General features: G+C 63.2%; 17 protein-coding genes. 16 read left to right on the forward strand and 1 reads right to left on the reverse strand.

The features are described from left to right. Positions 1-161 precede the first annotated feature (161 nt). The 4 genes from MNR02_RS03910 (at position 162) to MNR02_RS03925 (ending at position 8209) form a co-directional block, all read left to right on the forward strand. Positions 162-2468 carry a methyl-accepting chemotaxis protein gene (locus MNR02_RS03910; protein ID WP_241948150.1) on the forward strand — a complete coding sequence of 769 codons (2307 nt, stop codon included), beginning with the start codon at positions 162-164 and terminating at the stop codon, positions 2466-2468. Between the two features lie 514 nt (positions 2469-2982). After that, positions 2983-4053: an efflux RND transporter periplasmic adaptor subunit gene (locus MNR02_RS03915; protein WP_241948151.1), complete on the forward strand. Its 1071-nt coding sequence runs from the start codon at positions 2983-2985 to the stop codon at positions 4051-4053. Then, positions 4050-5123: an efflux RND transporter periplasmic adaptor subunit gene (locus MNR02_RS03920; protein WP_241948152.1), complete on the forward strand. Its 1074-nt coding sequence runs from the start codon at positions 4050-4052 to the stop codon at positions 5121-5123. Before MNR02_RS03915 ends, MNR02_RS03920 begins: the two co-directional genes overlap by 4 nt. Further along, a complete protein-coding gene (locus MNR02_RS03925; RefSeq protein WP_241948153.1) occupies positions 5120-8209 on the forward strand; it encodes an efflux RND transporter permease subunit in 3090 nt (1029 codons plus the stop codon). Before MNR02_RS03920 ends, MNR02_RS03925 begins: the two co-directional genes overlap by 4 nt. Before the next feature lie 33 nt (positions 8210-8242). On the opposite strand, the gene cysQ is transcribed toward MNR02_RS03925, so the two are convergent. Further along, on the reverse strand, positions 8243-9070 hold the full coding sequence (cysQ, locus tag MNR02_RS03930; RefSeq protein WP_371746702.1) for a 3'(2'),5'-bisphosphate nucleotidase CysQ: 828 nt from the start codon (positions 9068-9070) through the stop codon (positions 8243-8245). Between the two features lie 159 nt (positions 9071-9229). On the opposite strand from cysQ, the gene MNR02_RS03935 reads away from it, so the two are divergent. The 12 genes from MNR02_RS03935 (at position 9230) to MNR02_RS03990 (ending at position 23595) form a co-directional block, all read left to right on the forward strand. Further along, a complete protein-coding gene (locus tag MNR02_RS03935) occupies positions 9230-10480 on the forward strand; it encodes a sarcosine oxidase subunit beta family protein (RefSeq protein WP_241948154.1) in 1251 nt (416 codons plus the stop codon). A gap of 7 nt (positions 10481-10487) precedes the next feature. Continuing rightward, complete coding sequence (locus MNR02_RS03940; protein ID WP_241948155.1) at positions 10488-10757, forward strand: sarcosine oxidase subunit delta; 270 nt, start codon at positions 10488-10490, stop codon at positions 10755-10757. Beyond that, the gene (locus tag MNR02_RS03945; RefSeq protein WP_241948156.1) at positions 10754-13711 is read left to right on the forward strand and encodes a sarcosine oxidase subunit alpha family protein; all 2958 of its coding nucleotides are present in this window, start codon (positions 10754-10756) and stop codon (positions 13709-13711) included. Before MNR02_RS03940 ends, MNR02_RS03945 begins: the two co-directional genes overlap by 4 nt. Positions 13712-13720: 9 nt before the next feature. Next, positions 13721-14275, forward strand: a complete 555-nt coding sequence (locus MNR02_RS03950; protein WP_241948157.1) for a sarcosine oxidase subunit gamma — start codon at positions 13721-13723, stop codon at positions 14273-14275. 148 nt (positions 14276-14423) lie between these two features. Further along, positions 14424-16850, forward strand: a complete 2427-nt coding sequence (locus MNR02_RS03955) for an FAD-dependent oxidoreductase (protein WP_241948158.1) — start codon at positions 14424-14426, stop codon at positions 16848-16850. Positions 16851-17133: 283 nt separating this feature from the next. Beyond that, positions 17134-18036, forward strand: a complete 903-nt coding sequence (locus MNR02_RS03960; protein ID WP_241602282.1) for a branched-chain amino acid ABC transporter permease — start codon at positions 17134-17136, stop codon at positions 18034-18036. 3 nt (positions 18037-18039) lie between these two features. Further along, positions 18040-19425 (forward strand): high-affinity branched-chain amino acid ABC transporter permease LivM, encoded by a 1386-nt coding sequence (livM, locus tag MNR02_RS03965; RefSeq protein ID WP_241948159.1) that lies wholly within the window; start codon positions 18040-18042, stop codon positions 19423-19425. Continuing rightward, a complete protein-coding gene (locus tag MNR02_RS03970; RefSeq protein ID WP_241948160.1) occupies positions 19425-20318 on the forward strand; it encodes an ABC transporter ATP-binding protein in 894 nt (297 codons plus the stop codon). The genes livM and MNR02_RS03970 overlap by 1 nt, the downstream gene beginning before the upstream one ends. Next, a complete protein-coding gene (locus MNR02_RS03975; protein WP_370879990.1) occupies positions 20318-21043 on the forward strand; it encodes an ABC transporter ATP-binding protein in 726 nt (241 codons plus the stop codon). The genes MNR02_RS03970 and MNR02_RS03975 overlap by 1 nt, the downstream gene beginning before the upstream one ends. Before the next feature lie 16 nt (positions 21044-21059). Then, a complete protein-coding gene (locus tag MNR02_RS03980) occupies positions 21060-21404 on the forward strand; it encodes a DUF6867 family protein (RefSeq protein ID WP_241602289.1) in 345 nt (114 codons plus the stop codon). A gap of 107 nt (positions 21405-21511) precedes the next feature. After that, a complete protein-coding gene (locus tag MNR02_RS03985; protein ID WP_241602291.1) occupies positions 21512-22630 on the forward strand; it encodes a branched-chain amino acid ABC transporter substrate-binding protein in 1119 nt (372 codons plus the stop codon). A gap of 131 nt (positions 22631-22761) precedes the next feature. Further along, on the forward strand, positions 22762-23595 hold the full coding sequence (locus tag MNR02_RS03990) for an urease accessory protein UreD (protein WP_241948161.1): 834 nt from the start codon (positions 22762-22764) through the stop codon (positions 23593-23595). Positions 23596-23665 lie beyond the last annotated feature (70 nt).

Consider the following 23665-nt stretch of genomic DNA (forward strand, 5'->3'; position numbering starts at 1 on the left):
GGGCCGGCGCAAGATTGGTCCATCAAATTTTATCGTTTCATAAACCAGCACAAGCTTACGTTCATTCTTGCGAAATGAATTTCGTCTCTCCGGGCCGCTGGCGGCGGCATGTCCTGTTCCTTCCCTATGACGACCGATACGCTCATTTCAGGAGACGACTGATGCTGCCTAAAACCGCGACTGCCAGAAACATGCTCGCCATCGTGGCGGCCGGTGTTGCCACGACGGTTGCGACAGCGGGTGTTCTTGTCTGGCTTTCCCATCGGGCGGTGGAGGAGCGGTCGATTTCCGAAATGGTCAATGCCGCTGACGCCAGCGCCGGCAAGGTCGAGACCTATTTCGCGCAGGTCAAGGCGTTAAGCTGGAACATGCGCTCCGCCCTCTATGCGATGAAGGCGACCGCCGAGCCCAGCCGCGAGACGATGAACCAGATATTTGAGCGGCTGATGGCGGACAATCCCTTCGCTCTCGGTGTCAGCACAGGCTGGGAACCGAATGCCTTCGACGGCAAGGACGATGCCTACAAAGGCAAGCCCGGCCATGACGCCACGGGCCGCTACGTTCCCTATTTTGTGCGCAACGAAGGCAAGGTCGGCGTGGAGGCGCTCGTTGACTATGACAAGCCCGGTGCCGGCGACTACTACCAGGTGCCGAAGGCCACAGGTAAGGACTTCCTGACCGAGCCTTACAGCTACGCCGTCGGCGGCAAAAACGTGCTGATGACATCCTTCATGGTACCGCTGCTGTTCGACGGCAAGTTCATGGGAGAGACCGGCGTGGATATCGCGCTGGATTCACTGGCCGGCGACGTGATGCAACTAAAGCCTCTCGGCGCGGGTTACGTTGCCCTGCTCAGCCAGAACGGCGGCATCATCAGCCATCCGGATACGGCCCTGCTCGGCAAGTCGCTTGCCGATTCCGGGCTCGACGCCGCCGCTTGGCAGGACCTGATCGCCAATCCCAGGGCGGTAAAAGACATCGCCGATGCTGCCGGCGTGGCGCTGGCGGCCGTGGCCGTGCCGATCTCGCTGACGCCGGATACGACGTGGTTTGCCGTCGTCGCCGTTCCGAAATCGGTGCTCTTTGCCAGCGTGTCGGCGCTCGCCACCACGTCTATTGTCGTGATCGCCATTGCGGCAGGCTTCATGGCGGCGATCGGCTGGGCTCTCGCCACGCGCTTCCGCAAGCGCCTCGCCAAGGTCATCGACGCGACAAGCGCGATCGCGGCGGGTCGCATGGATGCGGACCTTTCCGAATCGACGCGTCAGGATGAAATCGGCGAAATGGCCCGCTCGCTCGCCGTGCTGCGTGACGCCGCACTCGCCAAGGTGCGTCTGGAAGGGGAGGCGGAACAGAGCCGCGCCCTTTCCGAAGAAGAGCGCCGCCAGAGCGCGCAAGAGGCCGCCGAGCGCGAGCGCCAGACCCGCGTCGCGGTCGAGGCCCTTGCCGATGGCCTGCAAAAGCTGGCGAACGGTGACATGACCTACCGAATCGAAAAGAGCTTTGCCGGTTCGCTCGATCAGGTGCGCCATGATTTCAACGCGTCAGTCGAAAAGCTCCAGGCCGTCCTGCGTTCTGTCGGCAGCAATGCCAATGCCATCCAGGCCGGTTCCGCGGAAATCCGCACGGCTTCCAATGATCTTGCCCAGCGCACCGAACAGCAGGCTGCCTCCGTCGAGGAGACGGCGGCTGCGCTCGAGCAGATTACGACTTCGCTCAAGGATGCGACCAAGCGCGCGGAGGATGCCGGCCAGCTGGTCGAGCGCACGCGCTTCGGCGCGGAAAAGTCCGGTGACGTCGTTCGTCGGGCGGTGGGCGCGATGAGCGGCATCGAGACCTCGTCGCGGGAGATTTCCAACATCATCGGCGTGATTGACGAGATCGCCTTCCAGACGAACCTGCTGGCGCTCAATGCCGGTGTCGAGGCCGCGCGCGCCGGAGAGGCCGGCAAGGGCTTTGCCGTCGTGGCGCAGGAAGTTCGTGAGCTTGCCCAGCGCTCGGCCAATGCGGCCAAGGAGATCAAGGCGCTGATCACCAAGTCCGGAGAGCAGGTCAACCTCGGTGTGGCGCTCGTCGGCGAGACAGGCTCGGCGCTCGAGCAGATCGTCAACCAGGTGCAGGAGATCGACGAGAACGTTGCTGCCATCGTGCGTTCGGCCCGCGAGCAGTCGACCGGCCTTCACGAGATCAACGCCGCCGTCAACTCCATCGACCAGGGGACGCAGAAGAACGCGGCCATGGTAGAGGAGCAGACCGCCGCAAGCCACGCGTTGGCAAGCGAGGCCGCCGCACTCAACGAACTCGTCGCACAGTTCCGCCTCGGCGCCGGCGGCGTTGCCACGCGTCCGGCTATAGCATCCGCGAGCGAACACCGTCCCGTCACATCCGGCGCCCGTGCGCTCAGCAACAAGCTCGTCGCGGCGTTGGGTGGCGGCCAGGCCATCGCGCAGGACTGGGAAGAATTCTGAGATTGCATCAAGTGTGATGAGGGCGGCTCGACAGGCCGCCCTTTTTGTGGGTGCCAAAAGCGTGCACAAGTTTTGTGCGCTGCATGAAATTTGATCTGTTTTACTGCGGATACCAGGAGGGTCTACATTTTGGACTCTCCATTATGGTATTGAATATAAAAGATTTTTTCGCTTTCTCCGAAGCTGGCACGCTTCCTGCTTCTTAAATTGCAGGTCCAGAGGGGACCGAGATAGAAGCGTCCGAAAAACGGTGCTCCGATCAAGCCGCCGCGCAGCCTGAAGGGACCAGCAAGGTTCCAGGATTGCCGGCGGCTTTATTGTTTCAAGCGTCGGTGCGAAACGCCTCTTCCATTAATTTCCGTCGAACACGTTTCGCCGTTGGATTTTTCCGGACACTGCGTCAAAATTCGTGAGCGTGGAACGCGACGTCCAGTTATGTCGTCGCTTGCCAGATTGTTCTTCTCGATATAATGAGGACCCACATTAAGTGGGTGTTCCGCAGTTGGAGATGATGATGACCCTATCCGGCAGGATGCTGTTGACGACGCTGGCGCTGTCTTTGGTCTGCCTGCCTGTCCGCGCAGATGGCCTGGCGCGTCCGGTTCATGTCGCACCCGTTCATTTCGAGGAGCGGGAGCAGACCGTCTCCATCACCGGAGAGGTCATCGCGCGGGTGGAAACCGATCTCTCTTTCCGCGTCGGCGGCCGCATCACAGGCTGGTTCGTGGATGTCGGCGATGCCGTTCGCGCCGGGCAGGTTCTAGCGCGGCTCGATCCCGAAGAGCAGAAGGCCGATGTCGAGGCGGCCGAGGCCGGCGTGCAGGCGGCGGAAGCACAGCTGAAGCTCGCCCGCGCCAATTTCGACCGTCAGAAGTCGCTGCTCGATGATGGCATCAGCACGCAGCGCGATTTCGACGATGCCGAGGCTGCGCTACGCAACGCCGAAAGCGCGCGCGAAACGGCCATTGCCCAGCGCGATACCGCCAAGGACGTGCTCTCTTATACCGAGCTTCGCGCGCCGGCCGACGGCATCGTGACAGCGCGTCTCGCCGAAGCGGGCCAGGTCGTTCAGGCGGCGCAGACCATGTTCTCCGTCGCCGACAACGGACCGCGTGACGCGGTATTCAACGTCTACGAATCCCTGTTCTTCGAGCAACCCTCGAAGCATGCTGTGCAGGTTACGCTGCTCAGCGACGACAAGGTGCAGACGACCGGCAATGTCCGGGAAATCTCGCCGACCATCGATACGCAGACCGGTACGGTGCGCGTGAAGGTCGCGATGGACCGCACACCGCCGGAAATGACGCTCGGCGCATCGGTCCTCGGTGTCGGCACGCTTGCGCCGCGCCGCGTCGTGGTGGTGCCGTGGCAGGCGCTCGCGGAATCGGGCGGCAAGCCGGCCCTCTGGATCGTCGACAAGGCGGAGAGCACCGTAAACCTCCGCCCCGTTGAAATCTTCTCCTTCGAAACGGGTGTAGCGCTGGTTTCCGGCGGGGTCGAGGAAGGGGAGACCTACGTCACCGATGGAACAAAGCTGCTGAGGCCCGGCCAGACGATCACCGCGACCGAGGAGAAAGCCCAATGAGACGGTTCTTTGTCATGAGCGCGGTTCTCATCGCTGCGACGGCCCTTGCCGGTTGCAAGCAGGAAGAAGAAGCGGCCGCGCCGCCGCGGCCCGTGCTCTACACCGTGGCCACGCCGGTCGCGCTGCCGGGCACCCGCTTCGCAGGCACGGTGCAGGCGAAGGTTCAGGCCGCGCTCGGTTCGCGGGTCGCCGGCCGCCTTGTTTCGCGCAGCGTTCATGTCGGCGATCTCGTGGGGAAGGGCGACGAGCTTGCCGTGCTTGATGCGACCGCCTATGAGCTGGCGGTTCGTTCGGCCCGGGCGGAGCTATCCAGCGCCGAAGCGACGCTGGCGAGCGCGGTGGCGGCCGATGAACGGCAGCGGACGCTGCTTCAGTCCAACGCCGCCGCAAGGGCTGCCGTCGAAAGCGCAGAGCAATCGCGCGCCGCAGCCGAGGCCGGCCTGACCAGGGCGCGCACGGCGCTCAAGAAGGCCGAGGAGCAACTTTCCTATACCCGCATCCAGGCCGAATTCGACGGCGTCGTCGTCGCCACGGGGGCGGAAGTCGGCCAGACCGTTTCGCCGGGCGAGGCCATCGTGACCATTGCCCGCCCCGATGAGCGCGATGCGGTGGTGGATATTCCCGAGACCGCCGTGGCGATTGCGGTGGGCAGCCGGTTCCGCGTTTCCCTCCAGATCAACCCTGCCATAACCGTCAACGGTGCCGTCCGCGAGGTCGCGCCGTCCGCCGATGCGGTCACCCGCACGCGGCGCGTCAAAATCGCTCTGGAAAACCCGCCGGACACGGTGCGGCTCGGCACGACGATTACGGCCGAACTGGAGGGGCCGGACCTCACGGCGATCATGGTGCCGGAGACGGCTATCCTCCTGAAAGATGGCAAGCCGCATGTCTGGATTGTCGATACGCAAAAGGGCGAGGTGCACCTTGCCGCCGTGGAGACAGGGGCCGCTGCCGGACGGTATCTCTCCGTCTCAAGCGGGCTCAAAGAGGGCGACCGCGTGGTGACAGCCGGGGTGAACAGCCTTGAGGACGGCCAGAAAGTAAAGATCGAAGACGAGGCAAGCCTATGAAGAAGTTCAACCTTTCGGACTGGGCGCTCGATCATGCGTCGCTTGTCTGGTATTTCATGATCGTCTTCGCGCTGCTCGGCTTCTTCACCTATCAGAATCTCGGTCGTGAAGAGGATCCGTCCTTCGTCATCAAGACCATGACGGTCAGCGCTGCCTGGCCCGGCGCCTCCGTGGAGGAGACGACACGACAGGTGACGGAGCGCATTGAGCGCAAGCTGGAGGAGCTGGAATCGCTCGATTTCACCCGCAGCGTGACGACGCCCGGCCAGACGCTCGTCTTCGTCAACCTGAAGCCGACGACGCGCGCCCGCGACGTGGCGCCGACCTGGCAGACCGTCCGCAATATGATCAACGATATCAGAGGAGAATTTCCTGCCGGTGTCGTCGGTCCCGCCTTCAACGACCGCTTCGGCGATGTCTTCGGCAATATCTATGCCTTCACCGCTGATGGCCTGACCCAGCGCCAGCTGCGCGATTACGTCGAGGATGCCCGCAGGCGCGTGCTGACGGTGCCGAATATCGGCAAGGTCGATCTCATCGGTGCGCAGGACGAAGTCATCTATCTCGAATTCTCCACGCGCCAGCTCGCCGCGCTCGGCATTTCCACCCAGCAGGTCGTCTCGACGCTACAGGCGCAGAACGCGATTGCCCCATCGGGCGTCGTGCAGGCAGGCGGGGAGCGCGTCAGCGTGCGCGTCGGCGGGCAGTTCAGTTCGGAGGAAAGCCTGCGCGAGGTCAATCTGCGCGTAAACAACCGCTTCTTCCGCCTGAGCGACATCGCCACCATCACCCGCGGCTACGAAGACCCGCCGTCGGCGCTGTTCCGGTTCAACGGCCAGCCGGCAATCGGCCTTGCCATCGGCATGAAGCAGGGCTCGAACCTGCTGGAATTTGGCGCAGCGGTTGAGAAGAAGATCGAGACGCTCTCGCAGGAGCTGCCCGTTGGCGTCGATGTGCATCTGGTCTCCGATCAGCCGAAGGTGGTCGAGGAGGCGGTGTCGGGGTTCACGCGCGCGCTGTTCGAGGCAGTCGCTATCGTGCTCATCGTCAGTTTCGTGAGCCTTGGCCTGCGCGCTGGTCTCGTCGTGGCGCTCTCCATTCCGCTTACGCTCGGCATCACTTTCGTCTTCATGTATTACGACGGGATATCCCTGCAGCGCGTCTCGCTGGGCGCGCTGATCATCGCGCTCGGGCTTCTCGTCGACGATGCCATGATTGCGGTCGAGATGATGGTGGCACGGCTGGAGGCGGGGGACACGCTGCGCAAGGCGGCGACCTACGTCTACACATCCACCGCCTTCCCGATGCTGACCGGCACGCTGGTCACGGTGGCGGGCTTCATCCCGATCGGCCTCAACAACAGTGCCGCCGGCGAGTTCACCTTCTCGCTGTTCGTCGTCATCGCGATCTCGCTTGTCGTCTCATGGGTCGTGGCCGTGGTGTTCACGCCGTTGCTCGGTGTGACGATCCTGCCCAAGAGCATGAAGCAGCACCATGAGCAGAAGGGCTGGTTCGGACGCATCTTCGCCCGCATCCTCGATGTGTGCATGCGCTGGAAGTGGACGACGATCGTTGCGACCGTCGCCGTCTTCGCTGTCTCGGTCTTCGGCATGCGCTTCGTGCAGGAGCAGTTTTTCCCGTCGTCCGACCGTCCCGAGCTCGTCATCGACTGGGCGCTGCCGCAGAACGCCTCCATTGCCGAAACCAACGCGCAGATCGCCAGGCTGGAAGAGGAAAAGCTCAAGGGAAATCCCGATATCGAGCGCTGGTCGTCCTATGTGGGCGAGGGTGCGGTGCGCTTCCTCCTGTCCTTCGACGTGCAGCCGCCGTCGCCGGCCTTCGGCCAGACGGTCATCGTCAGCAAGGATCTTGAAGCGCGGGACAGGCTCAAGGCGGATCTCGATGCCTATCTGCGCACGACGCTTGTGGGCACGGACGCGCTCGTGAAGCTGCTCGACATCGGCCCGCCGGTTGGGCGTCCGATCCAGTACCGTGTCAGCGGTCCCGATATCCAGGAAGTGCGCAAGCAGGCGCTTGCTTTCGGCGAGCTTCTTGGCCGCAACGACCGGCTGGGCGATATCGTCTATGACTGGAATGAACCAGCGCGCGTCGTGAAGGTAGATGTCCTCCAGGACAAGGCCCGCCAACTCGGCGTGACATCGCAGGATATCGCCTCGGCGCTCAACGGTGTCGTCGGCGGCACGACGGTCACGCAGATCCGTGATGATACCTACCTGATCGATGTCATCGGCCGGGCGCGGGCCGGCGAGCGCCAGTCCATCGAGACGCTGCGCCAATTGCAGCTGCCGACGGCCAACGGAACCTCGGTGCCGCTCGCCGCCGTCGCCAACTTCCGCTACGAGATGGAGCAGCCGGTGGTGTGGCGCCGCTCGCGCCAGCCCACAATCACGGTCAAGGCGAGCGTGACCGGCGGCGTGCAGCCGGCGACCATCGTCTCGCAGATGGAAAAGCAGGTCGATGCCTTCCGCGCCGAACTGCCCTCCGGCTATGATATTGCCGTCGGCGGTGCGGTCGAGGAAAGCGCCAACAGCCAGGCGCCCATCGTGGCCGTCGTACCGCTGATGCTCTTTGCCATGGCGACGATCCTGATGCTGCAGTTGCAGAGCTTCTCGCGGCTGTTCCTGGTCTTCGCGGTGGCGCCGCTGGCACTCATCGGCGTGGTCATCGCGCTGCTCGGCAGCGGGGCGCCTCTCGGCTTCGTCGCCATCCTGGGCGTGCTGGCGCTGATCGGCATCCTCATCCGCAACTCCGTCATCCTCGTGGTGCAGATTGAGCATCTGCGGGAGGAGGGCAAACATGCCTGGGATGCGGTTCGGGAGGCGACGGAGCATCGCATGCGGCCGATCATGCTGACGGCGGCGGCAGCGAGCCTTGCCCTCATCCCCATCTCGCGGGAAGTGTTCTGGGGCCCGATGGCCTATGCCATGATGGGCGGCATCATCGTCGGTACGGTGCTGACGCTGCTCTTCCTGCCAGCGCTCTATATCGCCTGGTTCCGCATCAAGCCGGAAGAGAAGGACGAGGCGACGCCCGGACCGGAGCCCGAACCCGTCACCGCCGCCTGATATCACCTGCAAATGACCTCGCCGGAAGCGAGGTCATTTCGTTTTGGGTGACAGGATGGCGTTCCAGCCGGCGCGAGCGGCGATGAAGTTCGGGTTGGCGAAGTCGCTGTCATCAGGCTGGTTGCGCTTGCCGTAGGTAAGCGGTTCGCCATCCAGCGTGCGCGTGCCGCCGCCGGCCGCGCGCAGCACCGCATCGCCCGCGGCCGTATCCCATTCCATGGTGCGGCTGAAACGCGGATAGACGTCTGCGATACCTTCTGCCACCAGACAGAACTTCAGCGAAGAGCCGATGGCCGTGCAGGCATCGATGCCGTGATCGTCGAGAAAACGGGCGGTCTGCGGCGTATCGTGCGAGCGGCTCGCAACGGCGGTAATAGCCGCGCCGTGCTTGCGACAGCCGATGGCCTGTCGTTCGGCGATGGTCCGGCCTTCCGCTACCGTGAAGCGTTCCGCCCGATTGTCCACCGCCACGAAACCGGACGACAGCGCCGGCGCGAAGACGATGCCGGCAATCGGCGCGCGATTCTCGATGAGAGCGATGTTGACCGTGAACTCGCTGCGGCCTGCCACGAACTCCTTGGTTCCGTCGAGCGGATCGACAAGGAAGAACCGGCCACCTGAAATATCCGGCACGATGCCCGCGGCGACCGCCTCCTCGGCGACGACGGGTATGGTCGGAAAATGCCGGCGCAGGGCCGCAAGGATCACCCGCTCGGCCTCTTCGTCCGCTTCCGTTACGGGGGAATTGTCCGACTTGTGCCGGATATGGGCGCCAGCATTGTGGATGAGCATGATGGCGTGGCCGGCGGCGAGCGCCGCGGTCTCCAGCACCTGTTTCAGCTCTGCGAGGTCCGTTTGCATGATGGAATGGCTTAATCCCGGCGCGGTCCGAAAGCAAATGCCAAGACGTGGCCGGCCGTGGATGTGGAAAGATCATTGCTGAGGGCAGGGTGCGGCGATCTCCCGTCTTGCCGTTTGCGCGCCATATGCGAAGGTGGCGCATCTCATCCGGGACATCGCATGCGTTACTCCGCCTTTTCGATCTTCAAGCAAGCCTTCGCCGGCAATCTCGGCTGGAAACCTGCATGGCGGGAGCCGGACCCGAAGCCGCATTATGACGTGATCATCGTGGGCGGCGGCGGCCACGGTCTTGCGACGGCCTATTACCTCGCCAAGGAATTCGGCCTGCGCAACGTCGCCGTCATCGAAAAGGGCTATCTCGGTTCGGGCAATGTCGGGCGCAACACGACGATCGTCCGCTCCAACTACATGCTTTCCGGCAACGAGCCGTTCTACGAGTTCTCGCTGAAACTGTGGGAAGGGCTGGAGCAGGACCTCAACTACAATGTCATGTTCTCCCAGCGTGGCATCATCAACCTCTATCACAATGACGGCCAGCGCGATCAGTATATCCGCCGCGGCAATGCCATGATGATGGAAGGCGTCGCGGCAGAGCTGCTCGACCGCGATGCGCTGAAGAAGATGATGCCCTTCCTCAATTTCGATCATGCGCGCTTCCCCATCATGGGTGGTCTCCTTCAGCGGCGGGCCGGGACGGCGCGGCATGATGCGGTCGCATGGGGCTTCGCCCGCGGGGCCGACCGGCATGGCGTCGACCTCATCCAGAACTGCGAGGTCACGGGTATCCGTCGGGAGAACGGCGTGGTCACGGGCGTCGAGACGACGAAGGGCTTCATCGGCTGCAACAAGCTGGCGCTTGCCGCAGCCGGCAACTCGTCGCGCGTCGCCGAGATGGCGGGCCTGAAACTGCCGCTGGAAAGCCATGTGCTTCAGGCCTTCGTGACCGAGGGGCTGAAGCCCTGTATCGATCATGTCATCACTTACGGCGCGGGGCATTTCTACATTTCGCAGTCCGACAAGGGCGGGCTGGTCTTCGGCGCTGAGATCGACGGCTACTCCTCCTATGCGCAACGCGGCAATCTCGCGACGGCGGAACATGTCATGGAGGAAGGCGTGACGATGATCCCCGGCCTTTCGCGCGTGCGGGTGCTGCGCTCCTGGGGCGGTGTCATGGATATGTCGATGGACGGCTCGCCGATCATCGACCGCACGCCCATCGACAATCTCTACCTCAACTGCGGCTGGTGCTATGGCGGCTTCAAGGCGACGCCGGCCTCCGGATTCTGCTTCGCGCATCTGATCGCCAAGGGCGAGAGCCATCATGTGGCGCGTGCGTTGCGGCTCGATCGCTTCGAGCGCGGTTTCCCCATCGACGAGGCGGGTGCCGGCACCCAGCCCAACCTGCATTGAGCGCGTCATGGCCAGCCTGATTTCCTGTCCGCACTGCGGTATGCGCCCCAAGGAAGAGTTTATGATCAGAGGCGACGCCGCGCCGGTTCGCCCGTCGGCCATGGCTTCCGACGAGGCATGGCACGACTATGTGCATCTCAGGAACAATCCGCGTGGCCGCGTGCGGGAACACTGGCAGCACGTCGCCGGATGCCGGCGCTGGCTGCTCGTGGAGCGCGACAATCTCACCCATGCCGTCTTTTCCGTGGCCGATGCCGCGGCGGAGGGCGGCCAATGACCGCTTATCGCCTTCCGGCCGGCGGCCTGATCGACCGCAGCCACACGCTTGCCTTTTCTTTCGACGGCAAAAACCTGGCTGGCCATGCGGGCGATACGCTCGCCTCGGCGCTTCTGGCCAACGACAGGCTGCTCGTCGGTCGCAGCTTCAAGTATCATCGTCCGCGCGGCATCGTGACGGCCGGCCCCTCCGAGCCGAATGCGCTGGTCACCGTGGGCAGCGGAGTGCGGCGTGACCCCAACACGAAGGCGACCGTTGCCGAGCTGTATGACGGCCTCGTCGCCACCAGCCAGAACCGATGGCCGAGCCTCGCCTTCGATATCGGCGCGGTCAACGGCTGGATGTCGCGTTTTCTGTCGGCGGGTTTCTACTACAAGACCTTCATGTGGCCGGCGGCCTTCTGGGAAAAGGTCTACGAGCCGCTCATCCGGCGCGCCGCCGGGCTTGGCCGTACCGATCTTTCGGCCGATCCCGATTCCTACGAAAAGAGCTGGGCGCATTGTGATCTGCTGGTGATCGGGTCCGGGCCGGCCGGTCTTGCGGCAGCGCTGGTCGCGGCGCGATCGGGCTTGCGTGTGATTCTTGCCGAGCAGGATTTCGCTCTCGGCGGCACGCTGCTTTCCGAGACGACGCGGCTCGACGGCGAGGCACCCTATATCTTAGCCCGGCGCGCGCTGGACGAATTGCAGAACAGCCCGAATGTCAGCCTGTTGCCGCGCACGACGGTTTTCGGCTGGTACGACGACAATGTGTTCGGCGCGCTCGAGCGGGTGCAGAAACACGGCGCTACGACGGATGCGGCAAAACCCGTCGAACGCCTGTGGCGCATCGTGGCGAAGCGCGCCATCCTCGCGACGGGAGCGGAGGAACGTCCTCTGGTCTTCGGCGGCAATGACCGGCCCGGCGTGATGACGGCAAGTGCGGCCGCCACTTATGCCAACCGCTTCGGCGTGGCCGCCGGCAAGGCCGTCACGATCTTCACCAACGGCTCCTCGGGGTACCGCACGGCGCAGGACCTGGCTGCGCAAGGCGTCGGGATCGCCGCCCTCATCGACAGCCGCACGGATGCCGCCGATGCGGCGCCGGCCGGCGTTCGGCTCATCCGCGGCGGCTCCATCGTCGATACTAAAGGTGGTGCGCGTCTTCGCGGCATTGTCGCGGATCGCGGCGGTTTCGAGGAGCTGATCGCCTGCGATGCCGTCGCGATGTCGGGCGGCTGGAGCCCGGTCATTCATCTTGCCTGCCAGCGCGGCGGCAAGCCTGTCTGGTCGGACGCTTTGCAGGCCTTTCTGGCGCCCGATGTCGGGATCGGCCTCGCGCCTGCCGGTGCGGCTGCCGGGCAATACAGCCTGTCTGCCTGTTTCGAGGATGGTGCACGCAAGGCTGCCGCCGTCGTCGAGGCGCTCGGGCGGCAAGCGTCCGGTTTCAAGGCGCCGGCGGTCGGCGAACAAACCGATCCATCCTTCACTGCGCTCTGGCATGTGCCTGGGGCGAAGTCGAAGGCCTTCGTGGATTTCCAGAACGACGTGCATCTCGGCGATCTTGGCCTTGCCGTCCGCGAGGGCTTCGGCCATGTCGAACATGCCAAGCGCTACACGACGGGCGGCATGGCGACGGACCAGGGCAAGCTCGGCAACATCAACGCGATCGGCATTCTCGCTGCCATGCGCGGCGTAAGCCCCGCCGCGGTGGGCACCACGACATTCCGCCCGTTCTATACGCCGGTCTCCTTCGGCGCGCTTGCCGGTACGTCGGTCGGCGCGCATGCCATACCCGCCCGCCGATCGCCGCTGCATGGCTGGGCGGCGCGCAACGGCGCTGCCTTCATCGAGGCCGGCCTTTGGTATCGCCCGTCGTGGTTTGCCAAGGGCGAGGAGAAGACGTGGCGGGAGAGCGTCGACCGGGAGGTGCGCGCCGTTCGCGAGAATGCGGGCCTCTGCGATGTCTCGACGCTCGGCAAGATCGAGGTGTTCGGGCCGGATGCGGCCGAATTCCTCAACCGGCTCTACTGCAATCCGCTCCTGAAACTGCCGGTCGGCAAGGCCCGCTATGGGCTGATGCTGCGCGAGGACGGCATAGTCTTCGACGACGGCACGGTCAGCCGGTTAGGTGAGGTGCATTTCCTGATCACGACCACCACCGCCATGGCGGCGGGCGTGCTCTCGCATATGGAGTTTGCGGCACAGGTGCTGTGGCCGCAGTTGCGCGTACGTTTACTCTCCGTCTCCGACCAATGGGCGCAGATGTCGATTGCCGGGCCAAAGGCACGCGTCATCCTTCAGTCCATCGTGGAGGACGACCTGTCCCATGCGGCCTTCCCGTTCCTGGCCGCCCGTGAGGTCCGCCTCAAGGGCAATCTCAAGGGACGGCTCTTCCGCATCTCCTTTTCCGGCGAACTTGCCTACGAGCTTGCGGTGCCGGCCGGCTATGGCGAGGTGGTGGCCGATGCGCTGATGTGCGCAGGCGCCCCGCACGGCATATGTGCCTATGGCGTCGAAGCGCTCAATGTGTTGCGGATCGAGAAGGGCCACGTCACCCACGCTGAACTCGACGGCCGCGTGACACCCGACGACGCCGGGCTGGGCCACATGATGGCCGCGGGCAAGGCGGATTTTATCGGCAAGCGGCTTTCCAGCCGCTTCGGCCTGACGGCCGCAGACCGGGCGCAGCTCGTCGGCCTCAGGACGCTTGAAGCGGATCAAGATATACGGGCCGGCGCGCATCTGCTGAAGGACGGCGCCAAGCCCTCGACGATAAATGACCAGGGCTGGGTGAGCTCCGCCTGCTTCTCCCCGACGCTCGGCAGGCCCATCGCGCTTGCCTTCCTCAAGTCCGGCCGCGAGCGCTATGGCGAGAAGGTCGTGGTGTGGGACCGGCTGCGCGGGGTCGAGACCATGGCGGAAGTCTGCCATCCGGTTTTCGTCGATCCTGATAACAGCAAGCTCACGGCATAGGGGGCAGGGATGGCTTACGACTATCAGGCGGTTCATGCTCTGGAAGGGACGATCGGCGCGATCGCCGAGCGGCGGGCCAACCATCTCGCCGTACACCGTGCGACGGCAATGGCCATGGTTCTGGCGTCGCCGGGCCGAGTGCCCGAGGCGGTCGGCATTCTCGTCGCGAACGGCGACTTCGAGGTGCGGTTTTCCGGTCCCGGCGAGTGGCTGGTGCTGTCGGAGGTCCATGCGCCCGAAACGCTTGCCGCCGAACTCGGCGTGCGGCTCGGCGATGCGGCTTTCGTCATCGACCAGAGCCACGGCCGTGTTGCTTTGACCCTGTCCGGGCCGGATGCCGCGCGCATTCTCGCCAATGGCGTGGCGGTCGATCTTCACGCCGACAGCTTTCCCGTGGGCCGGGCGGCGAACGTGTTGTGCCATCACATTTCAGTCAATCTGGCCCGCACCGGCGCGCAAAGCTTCGATCTTGTCGCCATGCGCAGCTTTGCCGAAGCGCTGGTGGGCGACATCAAGATCATGGCGCGCAGCCACGATCTATCAGTCGATTTCGCGACGCGCTGACGGGGCCGCGCGCCGCCGCCCGACATTGGAAATCGATAAAGCGACATGAGGTTTCGCAACCCGGGCTTGCCGGGCCGGCGAGGGACAAAATAGGCTGCCTTCACGCACTGCCTCTCATTCCTTCAACCGCCGTAAGCCGGAGTTTTTCATGAAGAGCCATGCCAGGGTCGTGGTCATCGGGGGCGGCGTCGTCGGCTGCTCCGTTCTCTATCATCTCACCAAGTTTGGCTGGACCGATGTCGTGCTCGTCGAGCGCTCCGAGCTGACCTCCGGCTCGACCTGGCACGCCGCCGGCGGCATGCACACGATCAACGGTGATCCGAACGTCGCCAAGCTCCAGAAATACACGGTGGAACTCTACAAGGAGATCGAGGACTATTCCGGCCAGGATATCGGCCTGCACATGACGTCGGGCATGATGCTTGCGGCGACGAAGGACCGTTTCGACTGGATGAAGTCGATCCTCGCCAAGGGGCGTTATATGGGGCTGGAGGCAGAGCTGCTGACGCCCAAAGAAGCGCATGACCTCATGCCGCTCATCGATCCCGACCAGTTCGTCGGCGCGGTGTTCGATCCGGTGGAAGGCCATCTCGATCCCTACGGCACCACCCACGCCTATGCGAAATCGGCCAAGAAGAACGGTGCGGAAATCTACCTGCACACCAAGGTCGAAGACCTCGCGCAGCGCGAGGACGGCAGCTGGCGCGTCATCACCAATAAGGGCGAGATTATCGCCGAGCATGTCGTCAACTGCGGCGGCCTCTGGGCGCGTGAGGTGGGCCGCATGGTCGGGCTCGAACTGCCTGTTCTGGCCATGGAGCACATGTATCTCATCACCGAGGACATGCCCGAGGTCATCGAATTCAACCAGACGCGCGGCAAGGAGCTGATGCATTGCGTGGATTTCGACGGGGAAATCTATCTCCGCCAAGAACGCAACGGCATGCTGATGGGCACCTATGAGAAGGCGTGCCGTCCGTGGTCGCCGCTGACCACGCCTTGGGATTTCGGGCACGAGCTGCTGGAAGAGGATATCGAGCGCATCACGCCGGAGCTGGAAGTGGGCTTCCGCCATTTTCCGGCTTTCAACAAGGCGGGCATCAAGAAGATCATCAACGGTCCTTTCACCTTCTCGCCCGACGGCAATCCGCTTGTCGGGCCGGTGCGCGGCATGACGAATTTCTGGTCGGCCTGTGCTGTCATGGCCGGTTTCAGCCAGGGCGGCGGCGTCGGGCTGGCGCTCGCCAACTGGATGATCCATGGCGATCCCGGTTTCGATGTCTTTGCCATGGATGTCGCGCGCTACGGCGACTTCGCGACTCTCGGCTATACCAACGCCAAGGTGCGTGAAAACTATTCACGCCGTTTCTCCATCCGCTATCCGAACGAGGAGCTGCCGGCCGGGCGCCCGCTTCTGACGACGCCGATTTATGACAGGCTGAAGGCAGCCGGTGCCGTCTTCGGCGCGTCCTACGGCCTGGAGCAGCCGCTGTGGTTCGCCCCCGCCGGTGTCGAGGATCACTTTTCCTGGCGGCGATCGACGGATTTCGAGACGGTCGGTGCGGAGGCCAAAGCCGTGCGCGAGAGCGTCGGCCTTATGGAGACCTCGGGCTTCGCCAAATATGCCGTGAAGGGGAGGGGTGCGGAAGCCTTTCTCGATCGGCTGCTTGCCTGCCGTATGCCCGCGACCGGCCGCATGACGCTCGCGCCCATGCTGAAGGCGGACGGCAAGCTGATCGGCGATTTCACGCTCGCCAAGCTGGGCGAGGGCGATTTCCTGCTCATAGGCTCCGGTATTGCCGAGGATTACCACATGCGCTGGTTCGAAGCGCATGTTCCGAAGGACGGGTCGGTCACGCTCGAGGCCCTCAATCTCGGTCTGGTCGGCCTCGCGATTGCCGGCCCGAACGCCCGTGAGGTCTTGGGCAAGCTCACGCATAAGGACCTGTCGACGCCCGCCTTTCCCTTTATGGCGGTGCGCCGCATGGACCTCGGCATGGCGCCGACAATCGTGGGGCGCGTCAGCTATACCGGCGACCTCGGCTACGAAATCTGGATGAAACCGCAGTATCAGCGCTACCTCTATGACCTGATCCTCGACGCCGGCAAGGAATTCGGCATCCGCCTGTTCGGCCTTCGGGCGCTGAACGCGCTTCGCCTGGAAAAATCCTATGGCAGCTGGTCGCGGGAATATCGCCCGCTCTACGGCCCGCTGGAAGCGCGGCTTGATCGCTTCGTCGCGCTGGACAAGGCGACGGACTTCATCGGCAAGGCCGCTGCCAGATCGGAGCGGGAGAGCGGCGGCACGTTGCGGCTTTGCACCTTCATCCTCGAGGCGACGGATGCCGACGTCATCGGCGACGAGCCGATCTCTCTCGACGGCGTCGTGCGCGGTTGGGTGACATCTGGGGGATACGCGCATGCGGCCGGCGTATCGGTCGCTGTCGGTTATGTGCCGAAGGACCTCGCAGACGTGGCGGAGGGCTGGTCGGTGGAGCTTCTGGGTGAGATGCTGCCCGCCCGCCTGCAGCGCGTGCCGCTTTTCGATCCCTCGGGAGCCAAGATGCGCAAGTAAGGCCTGCCGCGGCGTTGCGACGATGTTTCGTTATGAACCAATGTTCGCGTCGTCGCGGTGCATCGTTTTGCACCCAGGTCCCGCTTTTCTTGCCGCTTTTTTGGATATCGTGGCGTTAATTACGTCATTTGGCGCTTTCGCCCAAAGAAATTGTCGATCCGGGTTTTTTTGGCTTCCCTTTTGTATCGAAAGCGGTATGGAATTCATTTGTCTACACAAGCTCAAAAAATGAGCGCAAGAACAAGAGATGTGGCCAAAGCGGACTGCATCCGGGGGATTATATATGGAGTATTTCGTCCAGCAGCTCGTTAACGGGCTGACTCTTGGCTCGATTTATGGTCTGATAGCCATTGGCTACACCATGGTTTACGGCATCATCGGCATGATTAACTTCGCCCATGGCGATATCTTCATGCTCGGCGGATTTGCCGCTCTTATCACCTTTCTCGTCCTGACCAGCGTGTTTGTCGGCCTGCCGGTTGTCATTCTGCTTCTGGTCATGATGGTTGCAGCGATGCTGACGGCGTCGCTGTGGAACTGGACGATCGAGAAGATGGCGTATCGCCCGCTGCGCGGCTCTTTCCGCCTCGCGCCGCTGATCACGGCGATCGGCATGTCGATTGCGCTGTCGAACTTCATCCAGGTCACGCAGGGTCCGCGCAACAAGCCAATCCCGCCGCTGGTTTCGTCGGTCTACAATGTCTTCGGCATCGCGATCTCGCTCAAGCAGATCATCATCATGCTGCTGACGGCGATCCTGCTGACGACCTTCTGGTACATCGTCAACAAGACCTCGCTCGGCCGTGCCCAGCGCGCCACCGAACAGGACCGCAAGATGGCGGCACTGCTTGGCATCGACGTCGACCGCACGATCTCCGTGACCTTCATCATGGGCGCATCGCTGGCGGCTGTCGCCGGCACCATGTACCTGATGTATTACGGCGTGACCGTCTTTACCGACGGCTTCATTCCGGGCGTCAAGGCCTTCACGGCCGCGGTTCTCGGCGGCATCGGTTCGCTTCCGGGCGCGGTTCTCGGCGGCATGCTCATCGGTCTCATCGAGAGCCTGTGGTCCGCTTATTTCACCATCGACTACAAGGACGTCGCGACGTTCTCCATCCTCGCCATCGTCCTGATCTTCAAGCCGTCCGGTATTCTCGGACGACCGGAAGTCGAGAAGGTTTGATCCATGTCCAACATTTCCCACTCTCCTGAGAGCGCCGGCGGTAACCTGACGGCGCGGGCTCTGCGCGAGGGCATTTTTGCCGGTATCGTGGCACTCGGCCTGTTCGTCCTCTTCGTCGGTCTGGAGACCACGCAGAACATCCGCAACGAGCTGGTGCTGAACCAGCGCTGGGGCCTGCTCGCCATCTTTGTCGCCGTGGCCGCTGTCGGTCGCTTCCTAACGGTCGCCTATATTCGTCCGTGGATGGATGCCCGCAAGGCTGCCGCCAAGGCGCCGGTTGAGGCAGACGAAAGCTTCTTCAAGCGCAATTTCAGCAAGATCGCCATCGTCGCGCTCCTGATCTATCCGCCGCTGATGGTCATGCTGTTCGGCGTGCAGGGCTCGCTGAAATGGGTCGATAATTTCGGCATCCAGATTCTCATCTACGTGATGCTCGCCTGGGGCCTCAACATCGTGGTCGGCCTCGCCGGCCTGCTCGACCTCGGCTACGTCGCCTTCTATGCGGTGGGCGCGTACTCCTATGCGCTGCTGTCGCAGTACTTTGGTCTCTCCTTCTGGGTCCTGCTGCCGCTCGCCGGCATTCTGGCCGCCTTCTGGGGCATGATCCTCGGCTTTCCGGTGCTGCGTCTGAAGGGCGACTATCTTGCCATCGTGACGCTCGCTTTCGGTGAGATCATCCGCCTCGTGCTGATCAACTGGACGGAAGTGACGCGCGGCACGTTCGGCGTCTCGGGCATTCCCAAGGCTTCCGTCTTCGGCATCTGGTCGTTCGACGTTGGTGCGCCGAACAACTTCGCCAAGGTTTTCGAACTGCCGATGTCCTCGGCCTACTACAAGATCTTCCTGTTCTATCTCATCCTGGCGCTGGCCCTGCTTACCGCCTACGTGACGATCCGCCTGCGCCGCATGCCGATCGGCCGCGCGTGGGAAGCGCTGCGTGAGGACGAGATCGCCTGCCGCTCGCTGGGTATCAACACGGTCACGACCAAGCTGACAGCGTTTTCCATCGGCGCGATGTTCGGTGGCTTTGCGGGTTCCTTCTTCGCCGTGCGTCAGGGCTTCGTCTCGCCGGAAAGCTTCGTCTTCCTGGAATCGGCGATCATTCTCGCCATCGTGGTTCTCGGTGGCATGGGCTCGCTCGTCGGCATTGCCGTTGCCGCGGTCGTCATGGTCGGCGGCACGGAGCTGCTGCGCGAGATGACGTTCCTTAAGGCTATTTTCGGTCCCGACTTCACGCCGGAACTGTACCGCATGCTGATCTTCGGCCTCGCCATGGTCATCGTGATGGTCTGGAAACCGCGTGGCTTCGTCGGCAGCCGTGAACCGACTGCCTTCCTGAAGGAACGCAAGGCGGTCTCCGGCAGCTTCACCAAGGAAGGACACGGCTGATGGTGTCCGAAACAATGACAACGAACACGATGACGGCTGATCCCATTCTCAAGGTCGAGCATCTCTCGATGCGCTTTGGCGGCCTCATGGCCATCAACGACTTCTCCTTCGAGGCGCAGCGCGGCGAGATCACCGCTCTGATCGGCCCCAACGGCGCGGGCAAGACCACGGTCTTCAACTGCGTGACCGGCTTCTACAAGCCGACCATGGGCATGATCACCATGCGCCAGAAGGGCGGCAAGGAGTTCCTGCTTGAGCGGCTGAACGACTTCGAGATCACGCGCGATGCCAAGGTGGCCCGCACCTTCCAGAACATCCGGCTCTTCTCGGGCCTCACCGTTCTGGAAAACCTGCTCGTCGCCCAGCACAACACGCTGATGAAGGCCTCCGGCTACACGGTCCTCGGCCTTTTGGGCCTGCCCGGATACAAGAAGGCCGCGGCCGAATCCATCGAGGTGGCCCGGCACTGGCTGGAAAAGGCCGATCTCATCGAGCGTGCCGACGACCCGGCCGGCGATCTGCCCTACGGCGCCCAGCGGCGTCTCGAAATCGCCCGCGCCATGTGCACGGGACCGGAGGTCCTGTGCCTCGACGAGCCGGCGGCGGGCCTCAACCCGCGTGAATCGCTTGCCCTCAACGAACTCCTCCGCTCCATCCGCAAGGAAAGCGGCACGTCGATCCTACTCATCGAGCACGACATGTCTGTCGTCATGGAGATTTCAGACCATGTCGTCGTGCTCGAATACGGGCAGAAGATTTCCGACGGCACGCCGGACCATGTGAAAAACGATCCGAAGGTTATCGCGGCCTATCTCGGTGTTGAAGATGATGAGGTCGAAGAGGTGATCGAAGAAATCGAGGAGATCGAGGGCACTGTGGGAGGTACGCACTGATGAGCGATACGCTTCTCAGCGTCCAGGGCGTTGAAACCTATTACGGCAACATCCGCGCCCTTGCCGGCGTCGATGTCCAGGTGCAGAAGGGCGAGATCGTCAGCCTCATCGGCGCCAACGGCGCCGGCAAGTCGACCCTGATGATGACGATCTGCGGCAGCCCCCAGGCGCGCAACGGCACCATCACGTTCGACGGCGAGGATATCACCCGCCTGCCGACGCATCTCATCGCGCGCCGCCGCATCGCGCAGTCGCCGGAGGGACGTCGCATCTTCCCGCGCATGACCGTCTACGAAAACCTTCAGATGGGCGCGAGCCTCGACAACCTGAAGTATTTCGACGAGGACGTGGAGAAGATCTTCACGCTCTTCCCGCGCCTCAAGGAGCGCCAGTCGCAACGCGGCGGCACGCTTTCGGGCGGCGAACAGCAGATGCTCTCCATCGGTCGCGCGCTGATGGCGCGTCCCAAGCTCCTGCTTCTCGACGAGCCGTCGCTGGGTCTGGCGCCGCTGATCGTGAAGGGCATCTTCGACGCCATCAAGGTGCTGAACAAGGAAGAGGGGCTGACCGTGTTCCTCGTGGAGCAGAACGCCTTTGCCGCACTCAAGCTGTCGGACCGCGCCTATGTGATGGTCAACGGCAAGGTAACGATGAGCGGTTCTGGCAAGGAGCTTCTGGCCAATCCGGAAGTGCGCGCGGCCTATCTCGAAGGCGGCAGGCACTAGGACAAGGAGACGGACAATGCAGGGAATTCTCTACGAGGAACCGTCTTTCTGGCAGTTCCTGTTCATCACCGTCATCATGGGCGGCTGGACCGCATGGCGCACCGGCAAGAGCGTCGCCGAGGGCTGGCAGCCCTACCGGACGCTCGTCATCTACATCCTTCTCCTGGGTGTGGCGATCCGCTTCATCCACCACGCGCTGTTCAACGGCACGATGCTCACCGCCCAGTACTATGTCGTGGACACTGCCGTTCTTTTGTTGTTTGCTACGCTCGGCTACCGCTACTACCGGACGCGGCAGATGACCAACAATTACTACTGGCTTTATGAGAAGGTCTCGCCCTTTTCCTGGAAGTCGAAATAATCAAGGGAACACCCGTCCGCCTGGACGGGGCAAAACGATACCGGCGCAATGAATGCGGGTGTTGCGCCCGGTTGAAACCAGCCCGCTATAAATCTGGGAGTAACCAAATGAAGAAGTCTCTCATGTCGGCTGTTGCTTTGGCTGCAATGGTCGCTTTCAGCGGCAGCGCTTGGGCCGACATCCTGGTCGGCGTCGGCGGCCCGCTGACCGGTCCGAACGCCGCTTTCGGCGCGCAGATCCAGAAGGGCGTCGAGCAGGCTGCTGCCGACATCAATGCGGCCGGGGGCATCAACGGCGAGCAGATCAAGATCGTTCTGGGCGATGACGTTTCCGACCCGAAGCAGGGCGTTTCCGTCGCCAACAAGTTCGTCGCCGATGGCGTGAAGTTCGTTGTCGGTCACTTCAACTCGGGCGTTTCCATCCCGACGTCGGAAATCTACGCCGAAAACGGCATCCTGCAGGTTTCGCCGGCGTCCACGAACCCGACCTACACCGAGCGCGGCCTGTGGAACACGTTCCGTACCTGCGGCCGTGACGACCAGCAGGGCGCTGTAGCCGGTGCCTTCATCGCGGCCAACTTCAAGGATGCGAAGGTCGCCGTTCTCCACGACAAGAGCCCGTATGGCCAGGGCCTCGCCGACGAAACCAGGAAGGCGGCAAACGAAGCCGGCGTCAAGGAAGTCATCTACGAAGGCGTCAACGTCGGCGACAAGGACTTCTCGGCCCTCATCGCGAAGATGAAGGAAGCCGGCGTCTCCGTCGTCTACTGGGGCGGCCTGCACACCGAGTTCGGCCTGATGGAACGTCAGGCTGCCGACCAGGGCCTGAAGGCAACCTTCATTTCGGGCGACGGCATCGTTTCGAACGAACTGGCTTCGATTGCCGGCGACGCCGTTGACGGCACGCTGATGACCTTCGCGCCCGATCCGCGCAAGAACCCTGCTGCCAAGGAACTCGTCGAGAAGTTCCGCGCTGCCGGTTTCGAACCGGAAGCCTACACGCTCTACTCCTACGCCGCTCTTCAGGTCATCGCTGAAGCTGCCAAGGCTGCCGGCGGTAACGACGCGCAGGCCGTTGCAGAAGCGATCAAGGCCAAGGGCCCGTTCAACACGGCTATCGGCGAACTGTCCTTCGACGAAAAGGGCGACATCACCCGTCCGGACTACGTCATGTACACCTGGAAGAAGGGTGAAGACGGCAAGTACACCTACTTCCAAAACGAGTAATCGTTTCATGGAACGGGCGGCGCACGCATGCCGCCCGGCCGTGACCACTTCGAGCCCGGCCTTTGCGCCGGGCTTTTTCTTGAAGACCTGTTCAGACCCACTGGCGAGGTCACGACGAGAGGAATGGCAGTATGGACGTAGCGCTTGTGGGGGATGAGGCAGTCGGCCGCCAGCAGCGGGCGCGAGGCGTCGGACGCCTGGTTGCGAAGCGGTCGGCGCAGAGCACACGGCTCGACGTGTTTTACCAGGAAGGCTGCGCCAAGATACGGCTGCCCGAAACGTTCGATGGTACGATGGAGGCCGTCCTCATCAACACGGCGGGTGGTCTGACGGGCGGCGATCATGTGGAATGGTCGCTTGCAGCCGGCGCCGAAACGCGCCTGACCGTGACCACGCAAGCCTGCGAGCGGATCTACAAGGCGAGCGCCTCGACCGCTAGGCTGGAAACACGCATCACCGTTGCGGATGGTGCGCGTGTCGACTGGCTGCCACAGGAGACGATCCTGTTCGACCGGTCGTCGCTGAATCGCCGGCTGGAGGTGGATCTGGCCGCCGATGCTGTCTTCCTTGCCGTTGAGGCGGTGATTCTCGGCCGCAAGGCGATGGGCGAGACGGTGGAGACGGGTTTCTTTCATGACTGCTGGCGCGTGCGCCGGGCGGGCAAGCTCATCCATGCTGAAGAAACGCGTATCGATGGCGATGTTGCCGGCCTCACGGGCGAACTTGCGACGCTCGGCGGTGCGCGCGCCTTTGCAACCGTGTTGTTGTGTGGCCCCGATGCAGAAGGGCACGTCGAACCGTTGCGCCGGCTGATCGGTGCGGGCGCGGCTGGCGTCAGCCAGTGGCAGGACAAGCTCGTTGCGCGCGTCGTGGCGGATGATGGCTTCTCCCTGCGAAAAATGCTGATCCCGATCATTTCGCACTTGCGCAAGGGCGCGAGCGTGCCGAAACTCTGGTCACTCTGAAACCGGGTGGCCCGGCTCGATCCGTGGTCGCCTGCCGCTTCCTGTTTTGCGTATATCGCGCGCGCAAACA

This window comes from Shinella sp. H4-D48, from assembly GCF_022637395.1.
Classification (GTDB): Bacteria; Pseudomonadota; Alphaproteobacteria; order Rhizobiales; family Rhizobiaceae; genus Shinella; species Shinella sedimenti.